The organism is Micromonospora costi (assembly GCF_003626655.1).
GTDB classification, from domain to species: Bacteria; Actinomycetota; Actinomycetes; order Mycobacteriales; family Micromonosporaceae; genus Micromonospora; species Micromonospora costi.
Genome location: NZ_RBAN01000005.1, coordinates 328,604 through 348,242, shown reverse-complemented (window position 1 = coordinate 348,242; position 19,639 = coordinate 328,604). Strand labels below are relative to the sequence as shown.

At 73.2% G+C, this 19,639-nt stretch carries 17 protein-coding genes and 2 pseudogenes; 4 read left to right on the top strand and 15 right to left on the bottom strand.

All coding sequences use genetic code 11. The features are described 5' to 3' along the window. Positions 1-16 precede the first annotated feature (16 nt). On the bottom strand, positions 17-760 hold the full coding sequence (locus D7193_RS27180) for a YoaK family protein (protein WP_158674876.1): 744 nt from the start codon (positions 758-760) through the stop codon (positions 17-19). Between the two features lie 68 nt (positions 761-828). On the opposite strand from D7193_RS27180, the gene D7193_RS33300 reads away from it, so the two are divergent. Continuing rightward, positions 829-1,530: a GntR family transcriptional regulator gene (locus D7193_RS33300; RefSeq protein WP_147434466.1), complete on the top strand. Its 702-nt coding sequence runs from the start codon at positions 829-831 to the stop codon at positions 1,528-1,530. Here D7193_RS33300 and D7193_RS27165 read toward each other — a convergent pair. From D7193_RS27165 to D7193_RS27140, 6 genes are read right to left on the bottom strand one after another with little or no spacing between them, the layout of a single operon-like run. Further along, positions 1,512-3,299, bottom strand: coding sequence for a gamma-glutamyltransferase family protein (locus D7193_RS27165; RefSeq protein WP_120782455.1), 1,788 nt, complete (start codon positions 3,297-3,299; stop codon positions 1,512-1,514). The genes D7193_RS33300 and D7193_RS27165 overlap by 19 nt on opposite strands. Continuing rightward, positions 3,296-4,297 carry an ABC transporter ATP-binding protein gene (locus tag D7193_RS27160; protein WP_120782454.1) on the bottom strand — a complete coding sequence of 334 codons (1,002 nt, stop codon included), beginning with the start codon at positions 4,295-4,297 and terminating at the stop codon, positions 3,296-3,298. The genes D7193_RS27165 and D7193_RS27160 overlap by 4 nt, the downstream gene beginning before the upstream one ends. Continuing rightward, a complete protein-coding gene (locus D7193_RS27155) occupies positions 4,294-5,346 on the bottom strand; it encodes an ABC transporter ATP-binding protein (protein WP_120782453.1) in 1,053 nt (350 codons plus the stop codon). The genes D7193_RS27160 and D7193_RS27155 overlap by 4 nt, the downstream gene beginning before the upstream one ends. Next, the gene (locus D7193_RS27150) at positions 5,343-6,230 is read right to left on the bottom strand and encodes an ABC transporter permease (protein ID WP_120782452.1); all 888 of its coding nucleotides are present in this window, start codon (positions 6,228-6,230) and stop codon (positions 5,343-5,345) included. Before D7193_RS27150 ends, D7193_RS27155 begins: the two co-directional genes overlap by 4 nt. Further along, the gene (locus D7193_RS27145) at positions 6,227-7,183 is read right to left on the bottom strand and encodes an ABC transporter permease (protein ID WP_120782451.1); all 957 of its coding nucleotides are present in this window, start codon (positions 7,181-7,183) and stop codon (positions 6,227-6,229) included. The genes D7193_RS27150 and D7193_RS27145 overlap by 4 nt, the downstream gene beginning before the upstream one ends. 7 nt (positions 7,184-7,190) lie before the next feature. Further along, positions 7,191-8,867 carry an ABC transporter substrate-binding protein gene (locus tag D7193_RS27140; RefSeq protein ID WP_120782450.1) on the bottom strand — a complete coding sequence of 559 codons (1,677 nt, stop codon included), beginning with the start codon at positions 8,865-8,867 and terminating at the stop codon, positions 7,191-7,193. 217 nt (positions 8,868-9,084) lie between these two features. Between D7193_RS27140 and D7193_RS27135 the strand changes: the two genes are divergently transcribed. Next, on the top strand, positions 9,085-9,714 hold the full coding sequence (locus tag D7193_RS27135; protein WP_120782449.1) for a class I SAM-dependent methyltransferase: 630 nt from the start codon (positions 9,085-9,087) through the stop codon (positions 9,712-9,714). A gap of 27 nt (positions 9,715-9,741) precedes the next feature. Here the strand turns inward: D7193_RS27135 and D7193_RS27130 are convergent, their stop codons facing one another. The 5 genes and pseudogenes from D7193_RS27130 to D7193_RS27110 all read right to left on the bottom strand — a co-directional run bounded on the left by D7193_RS27130 (position 9,742) and on the right by D7193_RS27110 (position 14,590). Further along, entirely contained in the window at positions 9,742-11,028 is a 1,287-nt protein-coding gene (locus D7193_RS27130) for an L-lactate MFS transporter (RefSeq protein ID WP_120782448.1), read from the bottom strand. 167 nt (positions 11,029-11,195) lie between these two features. Continuing rightward, a pseudogene (locus D7193_RS27125) lies at positions 11,196-11,591 on the bottom strand (YybH family protein); the annotation flags it as partial. Between the two features lie 59 nt (positions 11,592-11,650). Further along, entirely contained in the window at positions 11,651-12,640 is a 990-nt protein-coding gene (locus tag D7193_RS27120; protein WP_120782511.1) for a sigma-70 family RNA polymerase sigma factor, read from the bottom strand. Positions 12,641-12,806: 166 nt separating this feature from the next. Continuing rightward, a complete protein-coding gene (locus tag D7193_RS27115; protein WP_120782446.1) occupies positions 12,807-13,412 on the bottom strand; it encodes a TetR/AcrR family transcriptional regulator in 606 nt (201 codons plus the stop codon). A gap of 80 nt (positions 13,413-13,492) precedes the next feature. After that, the gene (locus tag D7193_RS27110; RefSeq protein ID WP_120782445.1) at positions 13,493-14,590 is read right to left on the bottom strand and encodes an aldo/keto reductase; all 1,098 of its coding nucleotides are present in this window, start codon (positions 14,588-14,590) and stop codon (positions 13,493-13,495) included. A 193-nt stretch (positions 14,591-14,783) separates the two neighbouring features. Between D7193_RS27110 and D7193_RS34935 the strand changes: the two are divergent. Continuing rightward, positions 14,784-15,062: pseudogene (locus tag D7193_RS34935) on the top strand (VOC family protein); the annotation flags it as partial. Between the two features lie 32 nt (positions 15,063-15,094). Beyond that, the gene (locus D7193_RS34655) at positions 15,095-15,304 is read left to right on the top strand and encodes a VOC family protein (RefSeq protein ID WP_120782444.1); all 210 of its coding nucleotides are present in this window, start codon (positions 15,095-15,097) and stop codon (positions 15,302-15,304) included. Between the two features lie 62 nt (positions 15,305-15,366). On the opposite strand, the gene D7193_RS27095 is transcribed toward D7193_RS34655, so the two are convergent. The 3 genes from D7193_RS27095 to D7193_RS27085 form a co-directional block, all read right to left on the bottom strand. Continuing rightward, positions 15,367-17,598 (bottom strand): FUSC family protein, encoded by a 2,232-nt coding sequence (locus D7193_RS27095; protein WP_147434465.1) that lies wholly within the window; start codon positions 17,596-17,598, stop codon positions 15,367-15,369. A 145-nt stretch (positions 17,599-17,743) separates the two neighbouring features. After that, complete coding sequence (locus D7193_RS27090; protein ID WP_120782442.1) at positions 17,744-18,175, bottom strand: hypothetical protein; 432 nt, start codon at positions 18,173-18,175, stop codon at positions 17,744-17,746. Between the two features lie 181 nt (positions 18,176-18,356). Next, positions 18,357-19,280 carry a ketopantoate reductase family protein gene (locus D7193_RS27085; RefSeq protein ID WP_120782441.1) on the bottom strand — a complete coding sequence of 308 codons (924 nt, stop codon included), beginning with the start codon at positions 19,278-19,280 and terminating at the stop codon, positions 18,357-18,359. Positions 19,281-19,639: the final 359 nt, after the last annotated feature.

Below are 19,639 nucleotides of genomic sequence, written 5' to 3'. Positions count from 1 at the left end.
GGCCTCGGGGCGGCCCCTACGGCGCGTCCGGCGCCTCGACGGTCGGGTGCTGCGGCATCCGCGCGGAGACGGCGACGACCGTCACCAGAGGCACGAGCAGCAGCACCGGCGCCCACACGGGCAGGTGCACGGCCACGAGCGCGCCGACGGCCGCCCCGGTCATGAGGGCCGCCAGGATCTGGATGCGGGGCCGCAGCGTGTGCCACGGGCTGCGGGCGGCGACGCCGCCGATCAGGCTGGTGAGGGTGCCGGTCAGGTAGGTCGACGAGAGCCCGGGCACGCCGAACCGTTGGACGGCGCTGCTCTGCACGCCGAGGGCCGCGGCCGACAGCAGCAGCAGCGCGAGGTCGACGTTGTCGGAGTGATCCGGGAGGTTGACCTCCCACACGACGAGGAAGACCAGGAACACGGCGAGTTCGAGCAGCAGCGCCCGGGTGACGGGGCGCGGCCAGACGGGGTCGCCCGGACGGGCCACGCCGGCGACGCGCGCGCCCGCGAGGACGCCGACGACGAAGCTGAGGATGGCGCAGCCGGAGGTCACCGCGAGTTCGGCGTCCTCCCGGCCGGCCGACAGGCCCAGCAGGACCATGTTGCCCGTCATGACGCTGGAGAAGGCGCCGCCGAGCGACAGGAAGCCGACGGCGTCGGCGCTGCCGGTCAGGAAGGTCAGCACGACGACGAGGGCATGCCGCCGCCGTAGGAGGGCCTCCGGGACCGCCGTGGGGGTGCGGAACCGTACGTCTGGCTGTGTTCTCGCCACTGTCGGTTGTCCTTCACAGATTGTTCTTCGTATACACTTGTCGAACGGTTCACGGAGAGGCGATCAGGTTGGCTGAAGACCTGCGGGACAAGCTCGGCGCTCAACACCTGCCGCTACGCGACCAGGTCCTCGCCGCACTACGGACCGCCATCATCGACGGCGACTACCTTCCCGGTGAACGGCTGACCGAGGACCGGCTGGCGGAGGACTTCGGCGTCTCCCGCAACCCGGTCCGCGAGGCGCTGCGCGTCGCCGAGGCGGAGGGCTTCGTCGTGATCCTGCCCCGACGCGGGGCGGCCGTCGCCTCGCCGAGCAGCGGGACGATCGCGGACATGTTCGCCGTACGGGAGCGCCTCGAGGCGCTGGCCGCCCGGCTGGCCGCCGAGCGGGCGACGGCGGCGGACGTGGCCGCCCTCCGGGCCCTGCTGGAACAGGGCCGGGAGGCCACCGAGCGGCAGGACCTGCCCCGCGTCGCCGAGCTGAACAGCGCCCTGCACCTGCGGATCCTCCAGATCAGCGGCAACCCCTGGCTGTCGTCCATCGCCAAGGCGCTGTACCTCCATGTGCAGTGGGTGTTCCGGCTGGGCGCCGCCGAACGCGCCCCGCACTCGTGGGCCGAGCACATCCAGCTCGTCGACGCCATCGAGTCCGGCGACGGCGACCGGGCCGAGCGGGCCGCCCTCGCCCACCTCGAGGCCGCGTCGGCGGCGGCGTACGAGAACGCCGAGGGCGGCTACGGCGTCGCCGGGGGTCACCGGCCGCAGGCGTAGCCCTGCATGCCACGCGGGTTCGCTCCGGCCGCCACGACCCCGGTGCGCGGATCGCGGGTCACCGCGCAGAGCCGGCCCAGGCTCCACGGGTCGGACAGCCGCACCTCGTGCCCGGCCGCACGCAGGGTCGCGAGGACGTCGGCGTCCAGCCGGTCCTCCACCACGAGGACGCCGGGCTCGACACCGCGCGGGTAGAAGGAGGCCGGCAGGCTCGCGGTGTGCCACATCGGCGCGTCGATGGCCTCCTGGAGGGTCCGGCCACCGGCGAGGTGGCGCAGGAGGAACAGCAGCTGCCACTGGTCCTGCTGGTCGCCGCCCGGGGTGCCGCAGGCCATGACGGGCACACCGTCGCGGTGCACCATGGTCGGGCTCAACGTGGTGCGCGGCCGGCGTCCCGGCGCCAGGGACGAGGCCAGCCCCTCCTCCAGCCAGAACATCTGCAGCCGGCTGCCCAGCGGGAAGCCGAGATCCGGGATGGTCGGGCTGCTCTGGAGCCAGCCGCCGCTCGGCGTCGCGGAGATCATGTTGCCCCACCGGTCGACCACGTCGACGTGGCAGGTGTCGCCGCGGGGCACGCCGTCCGCCTTGACGGTCGGCTCGCCCGTGGTGGGGTCGAGCCGGTCCTCGTGGCGGTCGGCGCCGCGCCGGATCTGGGCGGGCAGGCGGGGGTCGGCCCCGTCCGGACGTCCCGGTCGCAGGTCCGTCGACGCGCGGGCGCCGACGAGCGCCGCGCGCTCCCGCGCGTACTCGCGGGACAGCAGCGCCTTCGCGGGCACGTCGACGTCGCCGTACCAGGCCTCGCGGTCGGCGAAGGCGAGCTTGAGCGCCTCCGCCTGGGCGTGGATGCCGGCCGCGGTGGACGGGTCGTACACCCGGGGGTCGTCGAGCGCCTCGAGGACCGACAGGGTCTGCAGCAGCACCGGGCCCTGCCCCCAGAACCCGGTCTTCGCCACCGAGTAGCCGTTCCAGTCGAGGGTGACCGGCTCCTCCCAGCTCGCCGTGTACGCGGCCAGGTCCGCGCCGGTGACCAGCCCGGCGTGCGGCCGGCCGCTGGAGTCCTGGAAGGGCCGCCGGCTGAACCGGTCGATCGCCTCGGCGACGAAGCCCTCCCGCCAGGCCCGGCGGGCCGCCTCGATCTGCGCCTCCCGGTCGGCGCCGGCCGCGCGGCCGGCGTCGACGAGGCCGGTCAGGGTGCGGGCGTACGCCGGGTTGGCGAACAGCTCCCCCGCGGCCGGCGGCCGGCCGCCGCGCAGCCACAGCTCGGCGGACGTGGGCCAGTGCTCCTCGAACAGCGACCGGACGGCCGCCACGGTGTCGCCCACCCGGGCGACCAGGGGGTGGCCGGCGCCGGCGTACCCGATGGCCGGCTCCAGCACCTCGGCGAGGGGCAGTGTGCCGTGGTCGCGCAGCAGCAGGAGCCAGGCGTCCACCGCGCCGGGCACGGCGGCCGCGAGCGGGCCGGAACCGGGGATGAGGTCCATCCCGAGGGACCGGAAGTGCGCGATGGTGGCCCCGGCCGGCGCGGGTCCCTGCCCGCAGAGCACCTTCGGCGCCGGGTCCTCGGCCGTCGCCACGATGGCGGGCACCTCGCCGCCGGGCCCGTTGAGGTGCGGTTCGACGACGTGCAGGACGAATCCGGCGGTGACCGCGGCGTCGAAGGCGTTGCCGCCGCGTTCGAGGATGCCCATCGCCGCCTGGCTGGCGAGCCAGTGCGTCGACGACACCATCCCGAACGTGCCCTGCAGCGTCGGCCTGGTGGTGAACGTCATGAGACGACCTCATTCGTGTCGGCGGCCCGGACGTCGGGCCGGGTGCCGTCGGGCTGGACCAGGTGGCAGGCGGCCATGCCGTCGCCGTACTCGACCTGCGCCGGCACCTCGGTGGCGCACCGGTCGAACGCGAGCGGGCACCGGGTGCGGAAACGGCAGCCGGAGGGCGGGTCCAGCGCGGTGGGCAGGTCGTCACCGAGCAGCACCTGCTGCCGCTGCCGCTGGCGCTCCGGGTCGGCCACCGGCGCGGCGGACAGCAGCGCCTGCGTGTAGGGGTGACCCGGCCGGGCGAAGATCTGTTCCCGGGAGCCCTTCTCGACGAGTTGGCCGAGGTACATCACGGCGATGTCGTCGGCGAGGTACTCGACGGCGGACAGGTCGTGGGTGATGAAGAGGCAGGCGAACCCGATGTCCCGCTGCAGGTCGGCCAGCAGGTTCAGCACCGACGCCTGGACGGACACGTCGAGCGCGCTCGTCGGCTCGTCGGCGATGAGCAGCATCGGCTCGGAGATCAGGGCCCGGGCGATGCTGACCCGCTGGCGCTGCCCGCCGGACAGCTCGTGCGGATAGCGGCGGGCGACCTCGGCGCGCAGGCCCACGCGGCCGAGCTCCGTGGCGACGCGGGCGTCCCGGTCGCGCCGGGAGATCCGCCGGCCGGACAGGCGCAGCGGCTCGGCCACGATGTCGCCGACCAGCATGCGCGGGTCCAGCGAGCCGGCCGGGTCCTGGAAGACGATCGACACGTCGCTGCGGTGGCGGCGCAGCTGCCGGCGGGACAGGTGCGTGACGTCCGCCCCGGCGATGCGGACGGTGCCCGCGGTGGGTTCCACGAGCCGCACCACGCACCGGCCCACGGTCGACTTCCCGGACCCGCTCTCCCCCACGAGCGCGGTGACCCGGCCGCGGGGGATGGCGAGGGAGACACCGTCCACGGCCCGGACCGCCCCGAAGTGCATCACGAGGTCGGACAGTTCGAGGGCGTACTCCTGCGACGTCATGCGATCGTCTCCTCAGGTCGCGTCCGAGGCGTCGGGCAGGGGTGCCAGCAGGCCGCGACGTGCTCGGTGAGGGCCGGCCGGACCGCCTCCAGGGGCGGCGCGGCCTCCCGGCAGCGCTCGTCGGCGGCCGGGCAGCGGTCGGCGAACGTGCAGGCGTCCGGCTGCGCGGACAGGACCGGCACGAGACCGGGGATCTCCTGCAACCGCTGGGTGCCGGCGTGCACGCCGGGCGTCGGCGAGGCCGACAGGAGGCCGGCCGTGTACCGGTGGTACGGGAAGGCGAACAGGTCCGTAACCGGCGCCCGTTCCACCACCCGGCCGGCATACATGACGACGACCCGGTCGGCGATGTCCGCGATCACGCCGAGGTCGTGCGTGATGACGAGGATGGTCGTGCCGAGCCGGTCCCGCAGGTCCCGCAGGACCTGGAGGATGCCGGCCTGCACCGTGACGTCCAGGGCCGTGGTCGGTTCGTCGGCCACCAGCACCTTCGGGCCGCACGCCACCGCCATCGCGATCATCACGCGTTGGCGCATGCCGCCGGAGAGCTGGTGGGGGTAGTTGTCGACCCTGGTGGCGGCCGACGGGATGCCGACCAGGGACAGCAGCTCGACGGCGCGGGCCCGGGCCGCTCGGCGGGACATCCGCTCGTGGACCTGGAGCACCTCGGCGATCTGGCGTCCGATGGTGAGCACCGGGTTCAGCGACGTCATCGGCTCCTGGAAGATGTAGGCGATGTCCTTGCCGCGTACGCGGCGCAGCACCGACTCCCGGGTGCCGACCAGCTCGGTCCCCTGCAGCCGCACGGAGCCGGTGACCCGGGCGCTGTCCGGGAGCAGGCCCCCGATGCTCATCGCCGTCACGCTCTTGCCGCAGCCGGACTCCCCCACCATCCCGACGATCTCGCCGGGGGCGAGGTCGAGGCTCACCCGGTCGACCGCCGAGACGGTCCCGCTCTCGGTGGTGAAGGCGACCGACAGGTCGCGCACCTGGAGGACGGGGGTCTCGATGGTGGTCGACGGGGCGCCGGTACGTTCGGCCGTGGTCATCGCCGGTCTCCCTTCGGGTCGAGGGCGTCCCGCAGGGCGTCGCCGAAGACGTTGAACGCCAACGCCAGTCCCATGATCACCACGCCGGGGAGGACGGCCGCCCACGGGGCGCGGGCGGCGAACTGCTGTGCCGTGGCGAGCATGGTCCCGAGGCTGGGCGCCGGCGGCTGGATGCCGAGACCCAGGAACGAGAGCACTGCCTCGCCGAGGATCGCCGTGGGGATGGCGACCGTGGCCTGCACGAGGATCACGGATGTGGCGTTGGGCAGGATGTGCCGCGCGAGGACCCAGAGGTCGCTCGCGCCGTCCACCACGGCCGCGGCTACGAAGTCGAGCGACTTGAGGCGCAGCGTGTCCGAGCGCACCACGCGGATCACGCCGGGGATCTGGGCGATCCCCACGGCCACGGCGGCGTTGGTGAGGCTGGCGCCCCGGATGGCCGCCAGCCCCACCGCCATGATCAGGAACGGGAACGCGAGGAGCAGGTCGGTGAAGCGGGAGATGACCGCGTCCCAGGCCCGGAAGTAGCCGGCCGCGAGCCCCAGTGGCACGCCGACGACCAGGGACGTGGCCACCGCGAGGATCGCCACCTCCAGTGACGCCCGCGCGCCGAGCATGATGCGGGACAGGACGTCCCGCCCGAGGTCGTCGGTGCCGAGCACGTGCCCGGGGGTGCCCGGTGGCGCGAACGTGTGGGCGAAGTCGGTCTGCTCGACCGCGTACGGCGCGAGCCACGGCGACAGCACGGCCACGAGCGCCGCCAGCGCCAGGACGACGAAACTCACCACGGCGAGCGGGTTGCGCCGCAGCCGGCGCAGGATGCGGGTGCGTCGGGTGACGCTGGCGGTGCCGGTGTCCGCCATCGGCACGCTGAGGACGGTCATGACTGGTCTCCCGTCACGCGGATACGCGGGTCGATGACCGAGTAGAGGAGGTCCACGAGGAAGTTGATGACGATGTACGCGGTCGCGGTGAGCAGGACGACGGCCTGGATCACCGGGTAGTCCCGCTGGAACACGGCGTCGATGGTCATCTTCCCGAAGCCGGGCAGTCCGAAGATCTGCTCGGTGACGACCGCCCCCGATATCAGGCCACCGAGTTGGAGACCGACGATCGTCACCACCACGATGAGGCTGTTCCGCAGGGCGTGCCGGGTGATGACGGCGCGGGGCCGCAGCCCCTTCGCCTTCGCCGTGCGGACGTAGTCCGAGGAGAGCGAGTCCAGCATGGCCGAACGGGTCTGCCGCATGATGATGGCGGCGAGGCCGGTGCCGAGGATGACGGCCGGCAGGACGACGTGGTGCAGGTTGTCCACGGGGTCCTCGAGCAGCGGCACGAACCCGGACGCCGGGAAGAGTCCGGTCGCCACGGAGAGGTAGAGGATCGCCAGCAGCCCCAGCCAGAAGTGGGGCACCGACAGGCCCACCAGCGCCAGCCCGTTGGCGAGCCACTCCGCGGGGTGCCCGCGGCGGACCGCCGCGAGCACCCCGGCGCCGACGCCGAGCGCCGTCGCGAGGAGGATCGCCAGGACGGCCAGTTCGGCCGTCACGGGCAGGGCGGTGCTGAGCATCGAGGAGACCGGGATCCCGGTCCGGATCGACTCGCCGAAGTCGCCCTGCACCACCCGCTCGACGTACTGCGCGAACTGGACCGGCAGCGGCTGGTCCAGCCCGTAGTGGCGACGGATGGCCTCCAGCGCCTCCGGGGACCGGTCCTCGCCCGCGAGGGCGAGGGCCGGGTCACCGGGGAGCGCGCGGACGCCGAGGAACACCACGATCGTCGACAGGACCAGGGTCAGCGCCGACTGCCAGGCGCGTGTGATCAGATACCGGGCCACGGTGTACCTACTTGGTGAAGCCGGCGAAGGCCGCGCGGATCACGCCGTCGGGGAAGACCTGCAGGCCCTGGATCTTGTTGGAGAAGGCCGTCAGGTTCTTCTGCCGGTACAGGTAGATGAGCGAGTCGTCCTGCTGGAGGATCGTCACGGCCTGCCCGTACAGCTTCTTGCGCTCCTCGATGTCGTTCGACTGGCGGGCCTGGGTCAGCACGTTGTCGAGCTCGGGGTTGCTGTAGCCGGCGACGTTCTGGCTGCCCCCGGTGCCCACGAAGTTCGTGATGTTGGCGTCCGGGTCGATGCGGCCGCTCCAGCCGAGCTGCAACAGCTCGAAGTTGCCGCGGTCCTGCTCGTCGAGGAGCGAGGAGTACTCGACCGGGTTGATCTTGAGGTCGAAGCCGCCGTCCTTGACCATGGCCTGCAGCGCCTGCGCGAGGCGCAGCGTGTCCGGCGTGTTCGACACGAGCATCGTCACCGGGTACGGCGTCTTGACGCCGGCCTCAGTGAGCAGCTGCTTGGCCTTGGCGGGGTCGTGCGCGGGGCACGCCTGCGCCTCGGGCGAGGAGAACGGGCTGGCGGGCGAGATCGGCGAGCAGGCGGTGGCGGGAATGCCGTTGAAGACCGCCTGGACGAGGGCCTGGCGGTCGATCGCGTGCTCGAAGGCCTGGCGGACCTTGGCGTTCTGGGCGATCGGACGGTTGATCGGCTTGGGGGTGCTGCCGACGCCGTCGACGTTGCCGATGTTGAAGGTGAGCCCCTGGTAGCCGAGTGACTGCGACTGGAGCACGGTGAGCGAGGAGTCCTGCTGGAGCGCGGCGACGTCCTGGGTGGACACGCTGTCGGCGACCTGGGCGTCACCCGAACGCAGGTTGGCGGCGCGGATGCTCGCGTCGGTGAGGATCCGCCACGAGATCCCGTCGAGGTGGACCTTGCTCGCGTCGTAGTAGTTGGGGTCCTTCACGACGTCGATGGAGTTCTGCGGCACCCGCTTGGCGAACTTGAAGGGGCCCACGCAGACCGGAGCGCTGGCGAAGTCGTCGCCGAGGCTCTGGAGCGCCTTCGGGCTCATGACCATGCCGGCGCGGTCGGCGAGGGCGCCGACCAGCGGCGCGAACGGCTGCTTGAGGCGGATGACGACGGTGTGCGCGTCCGGCGTGTCGACGGCCTCGACGGGGCCCAGCTCGCTCTTGCGCGCCGACCGGTCGTTGCTGAGGTGCCGCTCCAGCGTGGCCTTCACCGCGGCGGCGTCGAACTGAGTGCCGTCGGCGAACTTCGCGTCCTGGCGCAGCGGGATCGTCACCGTCTTCCCGTCGCCGCTGGTGGTCGGGAGGGCGGTCGCCAGCTGCGGTACGACCTGCGCCTTCTCGTCGACGTCGTAGAGCTTCTGGCACATGGCCTGGAAGACGTAGCGGGAGTAGAGGCTGCGGGACAGGGTGGGGTCGAGCGCGTCGGGCTCGGCCGAGAGGGCGATGACCAGGGTGCCGCCGTTCTTCACGGCGGCGGGGTCGGCCGGCGTGCCGAACGAGTCCTGGCCCGCGGACTGGTTCTCGCCGGACGGGCCGCCACCCTCGTCGTCGGAGACCGGTGAACAGGCCGCCACGGTGCAGGCGACGGCCGCCGCGGCCACGGCGACCCGGAGTGGACGAAGCTTACGCGCTCTGGTTTCGCTGAAGAGAAGGTTCGTCATGGGGGAGCTCCTCGAATGGGCGATTCGGGGAGCGTATGTTGTATACGATGACCGCCGCAAGACCCTCCCGGCCACCCGCCGGGCACGGCCACGCCGGCCCGGATCCACCCGCGACGCGACCGCCGACTGGCGTCCGTGGGCCAGAATGCGCGGGTACGACGACAGGGGCGCGACGGTCACGGACGACACGCGCCCGACGGGGAAGGGCAGGTGCCCGATGGCCGGGGCGGATCGGCAGCAGCGGCTACGCCGCTACTGGGACAGGCACGCGGACTCGTACGACCGGCAGATGGACTTCGCCGAGCGTCGCGTCTTCCGCGACACGCGCGACTGGATCTGCGGCCGGGCCTCCGGTGACGTGCTGGAGGTGGCGGTCGGCACCGCTCTCAACCTGCCGCACTACCCCCCGCACCTGCGGGTGACCGGCGTGGAGTGGAGCCCGCAGATGCTGGCGCTGGCCCGGCGCCGGGCGGCCCAGTTGGGCCGCGACGTGGACCTGCGGCCCGGTGACGCCCAGGCGCTCGACCTGCCCGACGCCTCGTTCGACACGGTCGTGTGCACCTTCTCCCTGTGCGCCATCCCCGACGAGCGGCGGGCGCTCGACGAGATGCGGCGGGTGCTGCGCCCCGGCGGCCTGCTCCTGCTCGCCGACCACGTCCGCAGTTCGGTGTGGCCGGTACGCCTCGGGCAGCGGCTCGTCGAACTGGTGAGCGTGCCGGTGGGCGGCGAGCACTTCCTCCGCCGCCCGGCCGAGCAGGTCCGCGGCTGGGGCTGGACGGTCGAGGCGCAGGACCGCTTCACGCTCGGCATCATCGAGCGCCTCGCCGCCCGCAAGCCGGCGGCCTGACGCCACCGCGGGCCCGCCGACCCCCGCTCAGGGGCCGGTGACCTCGTTGTGGGGTCGCGGGCGCCCCGGCTGGGTGGGCAGCCGGGTGATGGGCGGGAGGATCAGGCCGACGAGAGCGACGATCGCGATGACCGTGAAGGGCAGGGTGTAGCTGTTGCCGCTCGCCTCGAACAGCAGGGCCGTGACGAGGGGCCCGACCACTCCCCCGATGCTCCAGGCCACGATCATCGCGCCGTAGATGGCGCCGGCGTTCGGGGTGCCGAAGTAGTCGGCGGCCGTCGCCGGCATGGTGCCGAACCCGCCGCCGTAGGCGAGGTACACCAGCGCGGCGAGCACCGCGAAGAGCCAGAACGCCGCCGCGTGCGGCAGGATGAAGAAGCAGATCGCCTGCAACAGCAGCATCCCGATGAACGCGGTCATCCGGCCGATGCGGTCCGACAGCCACGCCCAGGCCACCCGGCCGCCGCCGTTGAACAGGCCCAGGATGCCGACCAGCGTGGCGGCGCTCGCCGCGGTCGCCCCGGTGACCGACTCGATCGCGTCGGACGCCTGCGAGATCAGCGCGATGCCGCAGGCCACGTTGATGGTGAGGATCGCGGTCAGCAGGTACCACTGCGGCGTACGCAGGGCCTCGCCGAGGCTGTAGACGCGGGTGCCGGCGACCGCGCGCCCGCCGGCCTTCGGCGTGAACCCGGGCACCTGGTAGCCGGGCGGCGGGTTGCGGAACACCGACGCCCCGAGCAGGACCGCGATGAGGTACGCGATGCCGAGGGGCAGGAACACGCTGGGCTTGTCGTCGGTCGAGTTGAGCAGCGACTTCGCCACCGGGGCCACGATCACGGCGCCGAAGCCGAACCCGGCCACGGCGATGCCGGTGATCAGACCCCGCCGGTCCGGGAACCACTTGGCGAGCATGGCGATCGGCGTGATGTAGACCGCGCCCAGGCCGATGCCGCCCAGCACGCCGTACGTGAGCACGAGCAGCCAGAGCTGGTCGCTCGACGAGGTGAGCGAGGCCAGGATGTTGCCGATCCCGTAGAGCAGGCCGCCGCCGAGGGCCACCGGTCGTGGCCCCCGACGGTCCTGGATGCGGCCGCCGATGAGGCTGCCGATGAAGATCGTCCCGATCGCCACCTCGAACGGCAGCACGGCCTCGGTCTTGCTCCAGCCGAACTGCTCCTGGAGCGGCTTGTTGAACACGCTCCACGCGTAGACGGCGCCGAGCGCGAGCTGGACGAGCACCGCGGCGACGACGAGGCCCCAGCGGCCTCCGGTCGGCCGGACGGCCTGTGGTTCCCGTGCGGTGTGGGCCATGAGCGATGTCCCCCGTGTGTCGACTCATGGGCTGGCGCCGGCGCGTGGCTGTCGTCGACAACCGGCGCCGACGCGCCCCGATCTGGGTGCGCAGACCATGGCGGTACGAGGTGAAACGCGAGCAAGTCTGACAATAGAGGACTTGTCGGATCTATGCGGCCCGTTCAGTCGACCAGCGGGAACGAGTGGTGCTCGTGGGCCACCACCCACCGGCCGTCCCGCTCAACCAGGCCGAGGGTCAGCCGCAGCCGGTTCGCGGGGGCCGCGGCGAGGTCCTCGGGCGTCCCGCACCGCAGCAGGGCGTACGCGAAGGCGACACCCCCGCCCGCGACGACCTCGAGCGACTCGATCTCGAACGCCGCGCCCCGCGCCTGCCAGTCGAAGAACGGCGGCCACGTCTCCCGGTAGGCGTCGAGGCCGCGTACCCCGTCGTACGGCGGCGGAACGTCGAACATCACGATGTCCTCGGCGTGGTCGGCGAGGACACCGGCGAGGTCGCCGCGGTGGACCGCCTCGGCCCAGCGCGCGATCAGTGTGCGGATCGTCTCCTCATCGGTGGGCACGGCCTCACTCCTTCCGGGTCGGTGATCGTCACCACGACAACCCGGCGCGGAGCGGAAACTCATCGCACCGCGGCGGTCTCCCGAGCGGGAAGCCAGGCCGGCAGGCCGAAGACGGCGAAATCCGCCTCCAGGAACGAGACCACCTCAGCCACCCGCGGGCCGCGCAGGGCGAGCAGGTCCAGACCGGCCGGGACGAACCGGGACCGCTCCTCGTTCCAGAGGTAGGTGCCGAAGGCGAGCTGGCCGTTCGCCCGTGCCGGCAGGAAGCGCCAGCGACGGCCCCCGACCGCTTCGCGCAGGAACCGGCCGATCGCGTCGCGGCCCTCGTACCAGACCCGCAGCGGGGGCATCGAGTACCGCGCGTCGTCGGTCAGCATGGCGACGATCGCGTCGACGTCGCCGGCCTCCCACGCCGCCGCGTACCGCCGGGCGACCTCGCGCCGGCCCGCGTCCCCCAGCGCCTGGAGGGTCCGCTGCTGGCTCGGCTGGGGCAGCCGGTCGGCGAGGACCCTGCGGGCGCGCTGGAGCGCGCTGTTGACCGCCGGGACCGTGGTGTCGAGCAGGGCGGCGGTCTCGGCGGCGGAGTAGTCGAGGACGTCCCGCAGCAGCAGGACCGCCCGCTGCCGCGCCGGTAGGTGCTGAAGCACGGCGACGAACGCGAGTTCCATGCTCTCCCGCGCCAGCAGCCCGGCCTCCGGGCCCGGCGGCGCGGCCGCACCCGTCGGCCGGTCCGGCGCGGGGCCGAGCCACGCCACCTCGGCCAGCGGCGCGGCGGGACCCAGGTCGGCGGGCAGCTCCCGCCGCCTCCGGAGCGCGATCAGGGTGAGCGACCGGTTGGTGGCGATCCGGTAGAGCCACGGGCGGATCGAACCGTGGTCCACGAACCGCTCCAGGCCGCGCCACGCCCGGTCCAGCGTGTCCTGGACGGCGTCCTCGGCGTCGGCGAACGACCCCAGCATCCGGTAGCAGTGGGCGCGCAGCTCGTCGCGCATCGGGCCGACCAGCCGGCCGAACGCGTCACCGTCACCGGCGCGCGCGGCGCGGAGCAGGTCGGCGACGTCCCGCTCCCCGGCCCGGCCCGGGCCGCCCGCGCTCTCCCCGCTCCGGCTCACCGGCACCACGCTACGGTGCCCGACCGGCCGTCGCCGGCCGCGCCACGGTCGGAGAGCCGGGGAAAGGAACCCGTCGGGTCGCCGGCCCGCCGGCGGCGTACCGTCAGGCGGGGCCGACCGACCGGCGGAGGCTGTCGATGGTGCCGTCGAGCACGGCCTCCAAAGGGTCGATCCGTCCGGTCGAGAGCAGGAGCAGCACGCCGCCCTGGATGCCGGCCAGCAGGGCGGCGGCGGCGCGGTCCGCGTCGATCTCGGGGGCGATGTTCCCGCTCGACTGCATGTGCCGTACGCCGTCGGCGATGGCGGCCTCCCAGCGGCGCATGAGCCCTGCCACCACTTCCCGGGCCGCCGGGGCGCGGCGCCCTGTCTGGCCCAGCAGGCCGCCCAGCGGGCACCGGTCGCCCTGCTCCCGGTAGCGGGCGACCAGCCGGTCCCGCCACGCCTGCCAGGCGGGCCAGGAGGTGAGGTCCCCGAGCATCGGCTGCTGGTCGGCGAGCACCTGGTCGGCCTCGTGCTGCGCCACCGCCACCAGCAGCTCCTCCTTTCCTCCCGGGAAGTAGTGGAACAGCTGGCTCTTGCTGGTCGCCGTGCGGGCCATCACGTCCTCGAGCCGGACCTCGTCGACGCCGCGCTCGCGCAGCTCGGCGGCCGCGCCCTCGACGATCCGCCGCCGGGTCGCCGCGCCCTTGCGCGTCAACGTGTTCGCCATTCGACCTCCCGAGGTGACAGCGCAGGTCCAAACGGTATGCCGGCGCCGGCCCTGCGCGGACCGGCGCCGGCTGCGCTCCGTCAGGCGGGCGCTGCGGCGTTGAACACCGGCGGGGCGTACCCGGCGGGCTTGTCGCCGATGCCGAGCCCGGGGCTCACGATCCACGACTGGTACCGCGGGGTGAACATCGAGTACGGGGCGGCCGGGGGTTCGGCGCTGGCCTGGTCGAGCCGCTCGCGCAGCTCGCCCGGGATCTCGAAGTCGAGCGCGGCCAGGTTGCCGTCCACCTGCTCGGGGCTGCTCGCCCCGATGATCACTGAGCCCACGGCCGGCTGGGTGGCCACCCAGTTGATCGCGACCTGGGCCATGCTCCGGCCCAACTCGCCCGCCACGCTCTCCAGGGCGTCGATCACCCGCCAGTCCCGGTCGCTCACCGGCCGGCCGCCGGCGCCCGCCGTGACGAGACGGCCCGCACCGGCCAGCCCGTCCGCGGTCCGCCGGTACTTGCCGCTGAGCAGTCCGCCCCCGACCGGGCTCCAGGCCGTGAGCCCCAGGCCCAGGGACTGGGCCATCGGCACGTACTCCGGCTCGATACCCCGGGTCAGCAGGGAGTACGGCAGTTGCAGGTTGATCATGGGGGTCAGTCCGTGCGCCTCGGCGAAACTCTGTGCGCGGGCGGCGTACCAGGCCGGCACATCGGACAGGCCGGCGTAGCGGATCTTCCCGGCGCGGACCAGGTCGTCGAAGGTCCGCACGACCTCCTCGGCCGGGGTGATCCGGTCCCAGGTGTGCAGGAGGTACAGGTCGAGATGGTCGGTGCCGAGCCGGCGCAGGGACGCCTCCAGGGCACGGATCATGTTTTTGCGGCCGTTGCCGCTCGCGTTGGGATCGGTCGGATCGGTGCTGTTGGTGAACTTGCTGGTGAGCACCAGCCGGTCGCGGACGCCGGCGGACGCGATCAACCGGCCGAGGATCCGTTCGCTCTCCCCGGCCGTGTAGAAGTCCGCCGTGTCGATGAAGTTGCCGCCCGCCTCCAGGTAGCGGCGGAAGATCGGCTCGGCCTCCTCCTCGGTCCTGCCGTACGCGGCGTGGAAACCGCCGGTGCCCATGTTCATGGTGCCCAGCGCCAGCCGGCTCACCCGCAGCCCGGACCGGCCGAGCAGGTAGTAGTCGCGCATCTCGTGGTTCTCCAGACTGCCTGTTCGCCACCGTCGTGGCCGGCCCGTGGCGGGCCGCCCGTCGAACTGTCGCGCGACAAAAATGGACCTGCAAGTCCAGAACGAGGGCGGACGCCGGAGGGTGCGGACGTCGCATGGGAGGCGGGTGCGGGGGTACGACCTCCTACGGACCTGAACGAAACGGTCACACGTCGTGAGGAGAGTCAGCGTGACTACCGTGCCCAACCCCGCGAAGGTGTCGATCGGTCTCCGGCAGGCGGCCCACGTGGGCATCGCCGTCCGTGACCTCGACCGCTCCGTGGCGTTCTACCAGGCCCTTCTCGGCATGGAGCCGGTGGCCCGGGACGAGGACATGCACGGACCGGGGTTCGCGCAGTCCCAGGGGCTGCCGACCACGAAGCTCCGGTACGCCACGTTCAACCTGGAGAATCTCGGCATCGACCTGATCCAGTTCCAGGATCCGGTCGGTGACCGTCGCAGCCCGCCGCGAACCGGCCCGGTTCCATGCATCTGTGCTTCCTGGTCGACGACCTGCCGTCGACCTACGAGCGCATGCGCGACGCGGGGTTCGGGTTCCTGGGCCGGCCCTACACGTTCGCCGCCGGCGAGGTCAACCCGGCCGACGCCCTCGGCACCCAGGTGGCGTACTTCAACGACCCCGACGGCACGAACCTCGAACTCATCGCACCCCGGGGTGGCTTCGCCCGCCCCTGACCCTTCCTCTGGTCGGGCCGGGCCGGGCCGGGCCGGCCCGGGTCGGCTCGGGTCGGCTCGGGTCAACGCCACCACGGCCGTTCCGCCGCTGCCGTCGCCCGGTCGACCCGCCCGACCAGATCGTCGGCCACCTCGTCGGCGCTGCGGATCCATTCGGCCGTGAACACCAGCACCATCGCCGGCCCCGCGACCGCCTCGTCGTGGCGCCAGCGATCCAGACACGCCTGCACCGCCGCCTCCGGGCCGGGCCGGTCGGACGACGGTGGTGCCGGCGACCCGTCGGCGTCTCGTCCGGCCAGCCGGTCCGCCAGTCGCTCCAGCCTGTCGAGCAGGGCCTGCCGCGCCGACCGTACCGGCTCCGCCACATCCGCACATCCGTCCGTCCGCTGGCCGAACTCGACGACCGCGCTCTCCAGCAGGTTGGCCGCCATGGCCAGGTAGTTGGCGGCGACCACGAGGGCCAGTGCGCTGCTGGGGTCGAGAGGTGCGCTCGGCCGCTCGGACAGGTAGTCGCCGAGCGCCAGTTCCGCCCTCATCCGTAGGCCCGCGGACGGGGTGGGTCGCCGGTCGACGGTGCGGCCGGTCAGTGCCCGGTCGAGTGCGTGCCGAAGCTGCCCGGTCGCGGCCCGCTGATAGGCGGCGGCGGTACGGACCAGTTGCCGACGTGCGCCGTGCGGCCACAGCAGCAGGCTGAGCGCGACGCTGAGGGCCACCCCGATGCCGACGTCCACGAGCCGGATCAGCCCGAGGCGCCAGCCCACCGGGGCGAGGAGGTTGAAGATGATCAAGAGGTCGACCGTGAAGGCCGCCTGGCTGAGCAGGAGGCGCTGCGAGCCGGACGTGTACGCGGCCAGGAACACCGCGGGCGGAAGCAGAGCCCACAGCAGAGCCGGGCGGTCTGCGGTCACCACGATCAGGGCCGAGCCGACGGCCACGCCCACGACGTTCCCGGCGACGGCCCGGGCCACCGAGCGGGCGGTGCCCAGGGCACTGGTGCGCAGCACCTGCAACGTGCCCAGCACCACCCAGAACGCGTGCGGCAGACCCAACCGCCCGGCGATCCACACCGAGAGGGCCAGGCCCACACCGGTGCGCAGACTGTTCCGCAGGGCCGTCGAGCCCGTTGCCGCCGACGGGGCCAGCCACTCCACGTGCCGGTGCCGGGCCCGCCGGTCGCCCGGCTCCTCATGCCCCGGACCGCCGGGGCGCCAGCTCGTGCGGTTGGCTGTCACGCCGATGTTGCCCGCCACGGCACCCGCGAGGTACGCGAGCACGCGCACCGTGTGGTCGACGGCCAGGGCGTCGACGATCTGCCCGGTCGCCGTCGACCGTGCCAGCAGCTCACGCACCCGCCGCTCCATCGCGTACCGGTGTGCGGTGCGCTCCCGCTCGAGAACGCGGACCTCGGGTGGCTCGCCGGCCGTGTCCAGCGCGGCGGCGCTGGCCCGCAGGGTGCCCGACACCGCCGCCACCAGGCCCTCTTCCGTACCCGTGCCCCGTCGGGACCGGCCCGGCCGGTACAGCGGGTGGCCGGCGACACCCACGAGCAGCTGCAGGTCACCGATGAGTTCCGCGTACGCCCGTCGCCGGCGTCGGGACCCGATGGTGCGGTTCGCCGTCGCGGAGAACCGGGTGCGCGTCACGGCGACAGCCCGGGCGGCCACGTCCCGGCACTCCCCCAGCCGGTCCGTGTCACGCCCCAGCGCGTCCACCAGGTCCGCCGCGGCGCGGCAGGCGGCCACGGCGGCCCGGTTCAACACCGACGGACCGCCTCTGGGCAGCACCAGCAGGCCCGCGAGGGTCGCGGCGACGCCGGCGAACACCCATCCCCCCACGCGCGCGGGGATCTGTGTGGTCGCGGGCGGCAGCGTGACCGACAGGACGAATGCGAGCAGCAGACCCAGCCGCGCGGTGCCGATGTGTCCGCCCACCACCGCGGCGAGCAGGGTGATCACGACGGCGACCACGAACATCGTTGCCGCCGCGGCCACCGCGGTGCCGGAGGCGAGCGTGCCCAGGGCCACCAGGACAGCCCCGCACACCGTGGCGAGCAGGTAGGAACGCAGCCGTTCCCGGGACGTCCCGCCGAAATCCGTCATGATCAGAAGGGCGAAGCCGCCGAAGACGGCGAACGTGGCGAACGACTGGTCGCCGACCACGTACCGCCCGATCGCGAACAGCCCCGGCAGGACGAGGGCGGCGCGGACCGCACCCCGGACCGCGGTCCGCTCGGGATCGGCCAGTGCCGACACGACCCGGCGTACGCCCCGCCCGAGGCGGCCCCGCGCTGTCATCACGCCCACCCGATCCACCGCCGACGCGTCGTGGGTCGACACGCCAACGGCCCCGCACCACCGTCCGTCGACATCCCGGCCGGGCTGCCCGCCGCCCTGGCGGCCGGTGCCCGGGTACTCCCCGGCCGGCGCGTCGTTCCGCCGCTCAGGCCGACAACACCGTCACGAGACGCCCGCGGTCGGCGATCATGTCCATCGCCGTGTCGAGGTCCAGGTCCTCCCACTCCGTGCCGTGGGGCCTGCGGTCGCGCACCCGCGTCTCCCGCAGCGGGTTCGTGACGAGTTGCTTGGTGGCCGCGCCCTTCGGGCACAGGCGGCCACGGCTCACCGGCGAGGCCGGGTCGCCCTCGATCTGGACGACCTGCTCGTCCTTCACGTAGACCAACTGCCCGCAGCCCACCGGGCAGTACGGGCAGACGCTGTCGACCACACGGTCGGCGGTGGCGATCCTGGGTTTCAGCCGATCCGTCCGCCGCGACCGGGCCACCGCGCGCCGGGCGAGACGATCTCCCGCGGTCAGCAGAGACCGGGCCTGCCGGAACACCGGCCACGGCAGGAACGTCTGACGAAGTCCCATCCCCGCCTCCCGTGCGTCACCGTCGTACTGAGCAGGTAACCAGGTCCGGGTGGCGCGGCGCGTGGATTCCGGGGAGGTTCACGAGGTCGCGTCGGTCAGGCGGGGCGTGAGCGGAGCCAGCCGTCGGTCGACCTCGCGCGCGGCGGGGCCGGCCTGCGCGGCGAGGCCGCCGGCGATCGCGCTACCCGCGGCGGAGACGCTGTTCGTGCACCCGCAACGCGACCGTCGCGGCGTCCAGCAGAGGCGTGGGTACGCCGAGCACCCGGGCCCGCGCCGTCAGGTCACCGAAGATGTGCTCGGCCTCGGTCGGCTGTCCGGCGATCAGGTCCCGGTAGAGCGAGGCGGTGTCGGTCGCCCCGGGCCGGGTCACGAACGCACAGACGTTGTCGAGCGCCCGCGCCGGCACCGGATACCCGGCCGCGGCGGCGACGGCCGCAGCCTCGGCGGCGATCTGCGGACCGAGGCGATCACCTCCGGGGACCGCCACGGCGTCGCCGACCGAACCGCGTACCAGGGTGTTGAGAGCGCCGAGTGTGCTGATGAAGACCCACTTGTGCCACATGGCCCGGTGGATGTCCGGCGCGACGGAGAACGCGAAGCCGGCGCCCGACAGCACCTCGGCGATCCGTTCGACGCGCGGGGACGTCCGAGCCTGCTGTTCGCCGATGACGATCTCGGCCAGGGCGCCCAGGCGGACGATGTCGCCGGCGGCGTCGAGCGTGGTGAGGACGCGGACGACGCCGCCGAGCACGGCGTCCACCCCGAACCGCTCGTTCAGCACGTCCATGTGCGCCATGCCGTTCAGGAACGGGATCACCGTGGTACGCGGGCCGACCGCGGGGGCGACGTCGTCGATCGCCGCCGGCAACGCGGTGGCCTTCACCGACACGAGGACGATGTCATAGTGCCCGTCGACCAGGTCGGCGGTGAGCAGCCGCGGCGTCAGCACGGTCTCGCTCCCGAGGCCGGTGACGCGGAGCCCGCGCTCGCGGAGCACGTCGGCGCGGTTCGGTCGGACGAGGAAGGTGACGTCGCGCCCGGCCTGCTGAAGCTGGGCGCCGAAATATCCGCCGGTGGCGCCGGCCCCGACGACAAGTGTCCTCATGCGCCGACACGTTACTGGTCGAGCCGGTGACACGAACGCCGGCCGGATCCCGCCCGCGTCACCGCTGCCAGGCCGCCGAGGAACGACACCCGGCGCGACCTACTGACCGCGGACGGCAGCGGCGCCCGCCGGCCACCGGCCGCCGGAGGGCGCGTCACGCTACGACGGCAAGAGATCGGATGTCTTGCGTTCCGGCGGACACGCGGTGGCGCCCCGTCCTCGGGATTCGCAAAGGTTGGGGATTGACGCGATCAATACATCCGATGTTAACTGCTCGATACAGATGTGGGTCGATGTTTACCTGAGCGTCGGCGAACCCGGCCGGGTGCGCACCCTCCCAGATCCGTCTCGACATCGCC

Coding starts and splice junctions, on each gene's coding strand:
- D7193_RS27150 (WP_120782452.1), bottom strand. CDS start 6,230: ATGACCGTCCTCAGCGTGCCGATGGCGGACACCGGCACCGCCAGCGTC.
- D7193_RS27085 (WP_120782441.1), bottom strand. CDS start 19,280: ATGAGGACACTTGTCGTCGGGGCCGGCGCCACCGGCGGATATTTCGGC.
- D7193_RS27160 (WP_120782454.1), bottom strand. CDS start 4,297: ATGACGTCGCAGGAGTACGCCCTCGAACTGTCCGACCTCGTGATGCAC.
- D7193_RS27095 (WP_147434465.1), bottom strand. CDS start 17,598: ATGACAGCGCGGGGCCGCCTCGGGCGGGGCGTACGCCGGGTCGTGTCG.
- D7193_RS27090 (WP_120782442.1), bottom strand. CDS start 18,175: ATGGGACTTCGTCAGACGTTCCTGCCGTGGCCGGTGTTCCGGCAGGCC.
- D7193_RS27115 (WP_120782446.1), bottom strand. CDS start 13,412: ATGGCGAACACGTTGACGCGCAAGGGCGCGGCGACCCGGCGGCGGATC.
- D7193_RS27135 (WP_120782449.1), top strand. CDS start 9,085: ATGGCCGGGGCGGATCGGCAGCAGCGGCTACGCCGCTACTGGGACAGG.
- D7193_RS34655 (WP_120782444.1), top strand. CDS start 15,095: ATGCATCTGTGCTTCCTGGTCGACGACCTGCCGTCGACCTACGAGCGC.
- D7193_RS27130 (WP_120782448.1), bottom strand. CDS start 11,028: ATGGCCCACACCGCACGGGAACCACAGGCCGTCCGGCCGACCGGAGGC.
- D7193_RS27165 (WP_120782455.1), bottom strand. CDS start 3,299: ATGACGTTCACCACCAGGCCGACGCTGCAGGGCACGTTCGGGATGGTG.
- D7193_RS27155 (WP_120782453.1), bottom strand. CDS start 5,346: ATGACCACGGCCGAACGTACCGGCGCCCCGTCGACCACCATCGAGACC.
- D7193_RS27110 (WP_120782445.1), bottom strand. CDS start 14,590: ATGCGCGACTACTACCTGCTCGGCCGGTCCGGGCTGCGGGTGAGCCGG.
- D7193_RS27140 (WP_120782450.1), bottom strand. CDS start 8,867: ATGACGAACCTTCTCTTCAGCGAAACCAGAGCGCGTAAGCTTCGTCCA.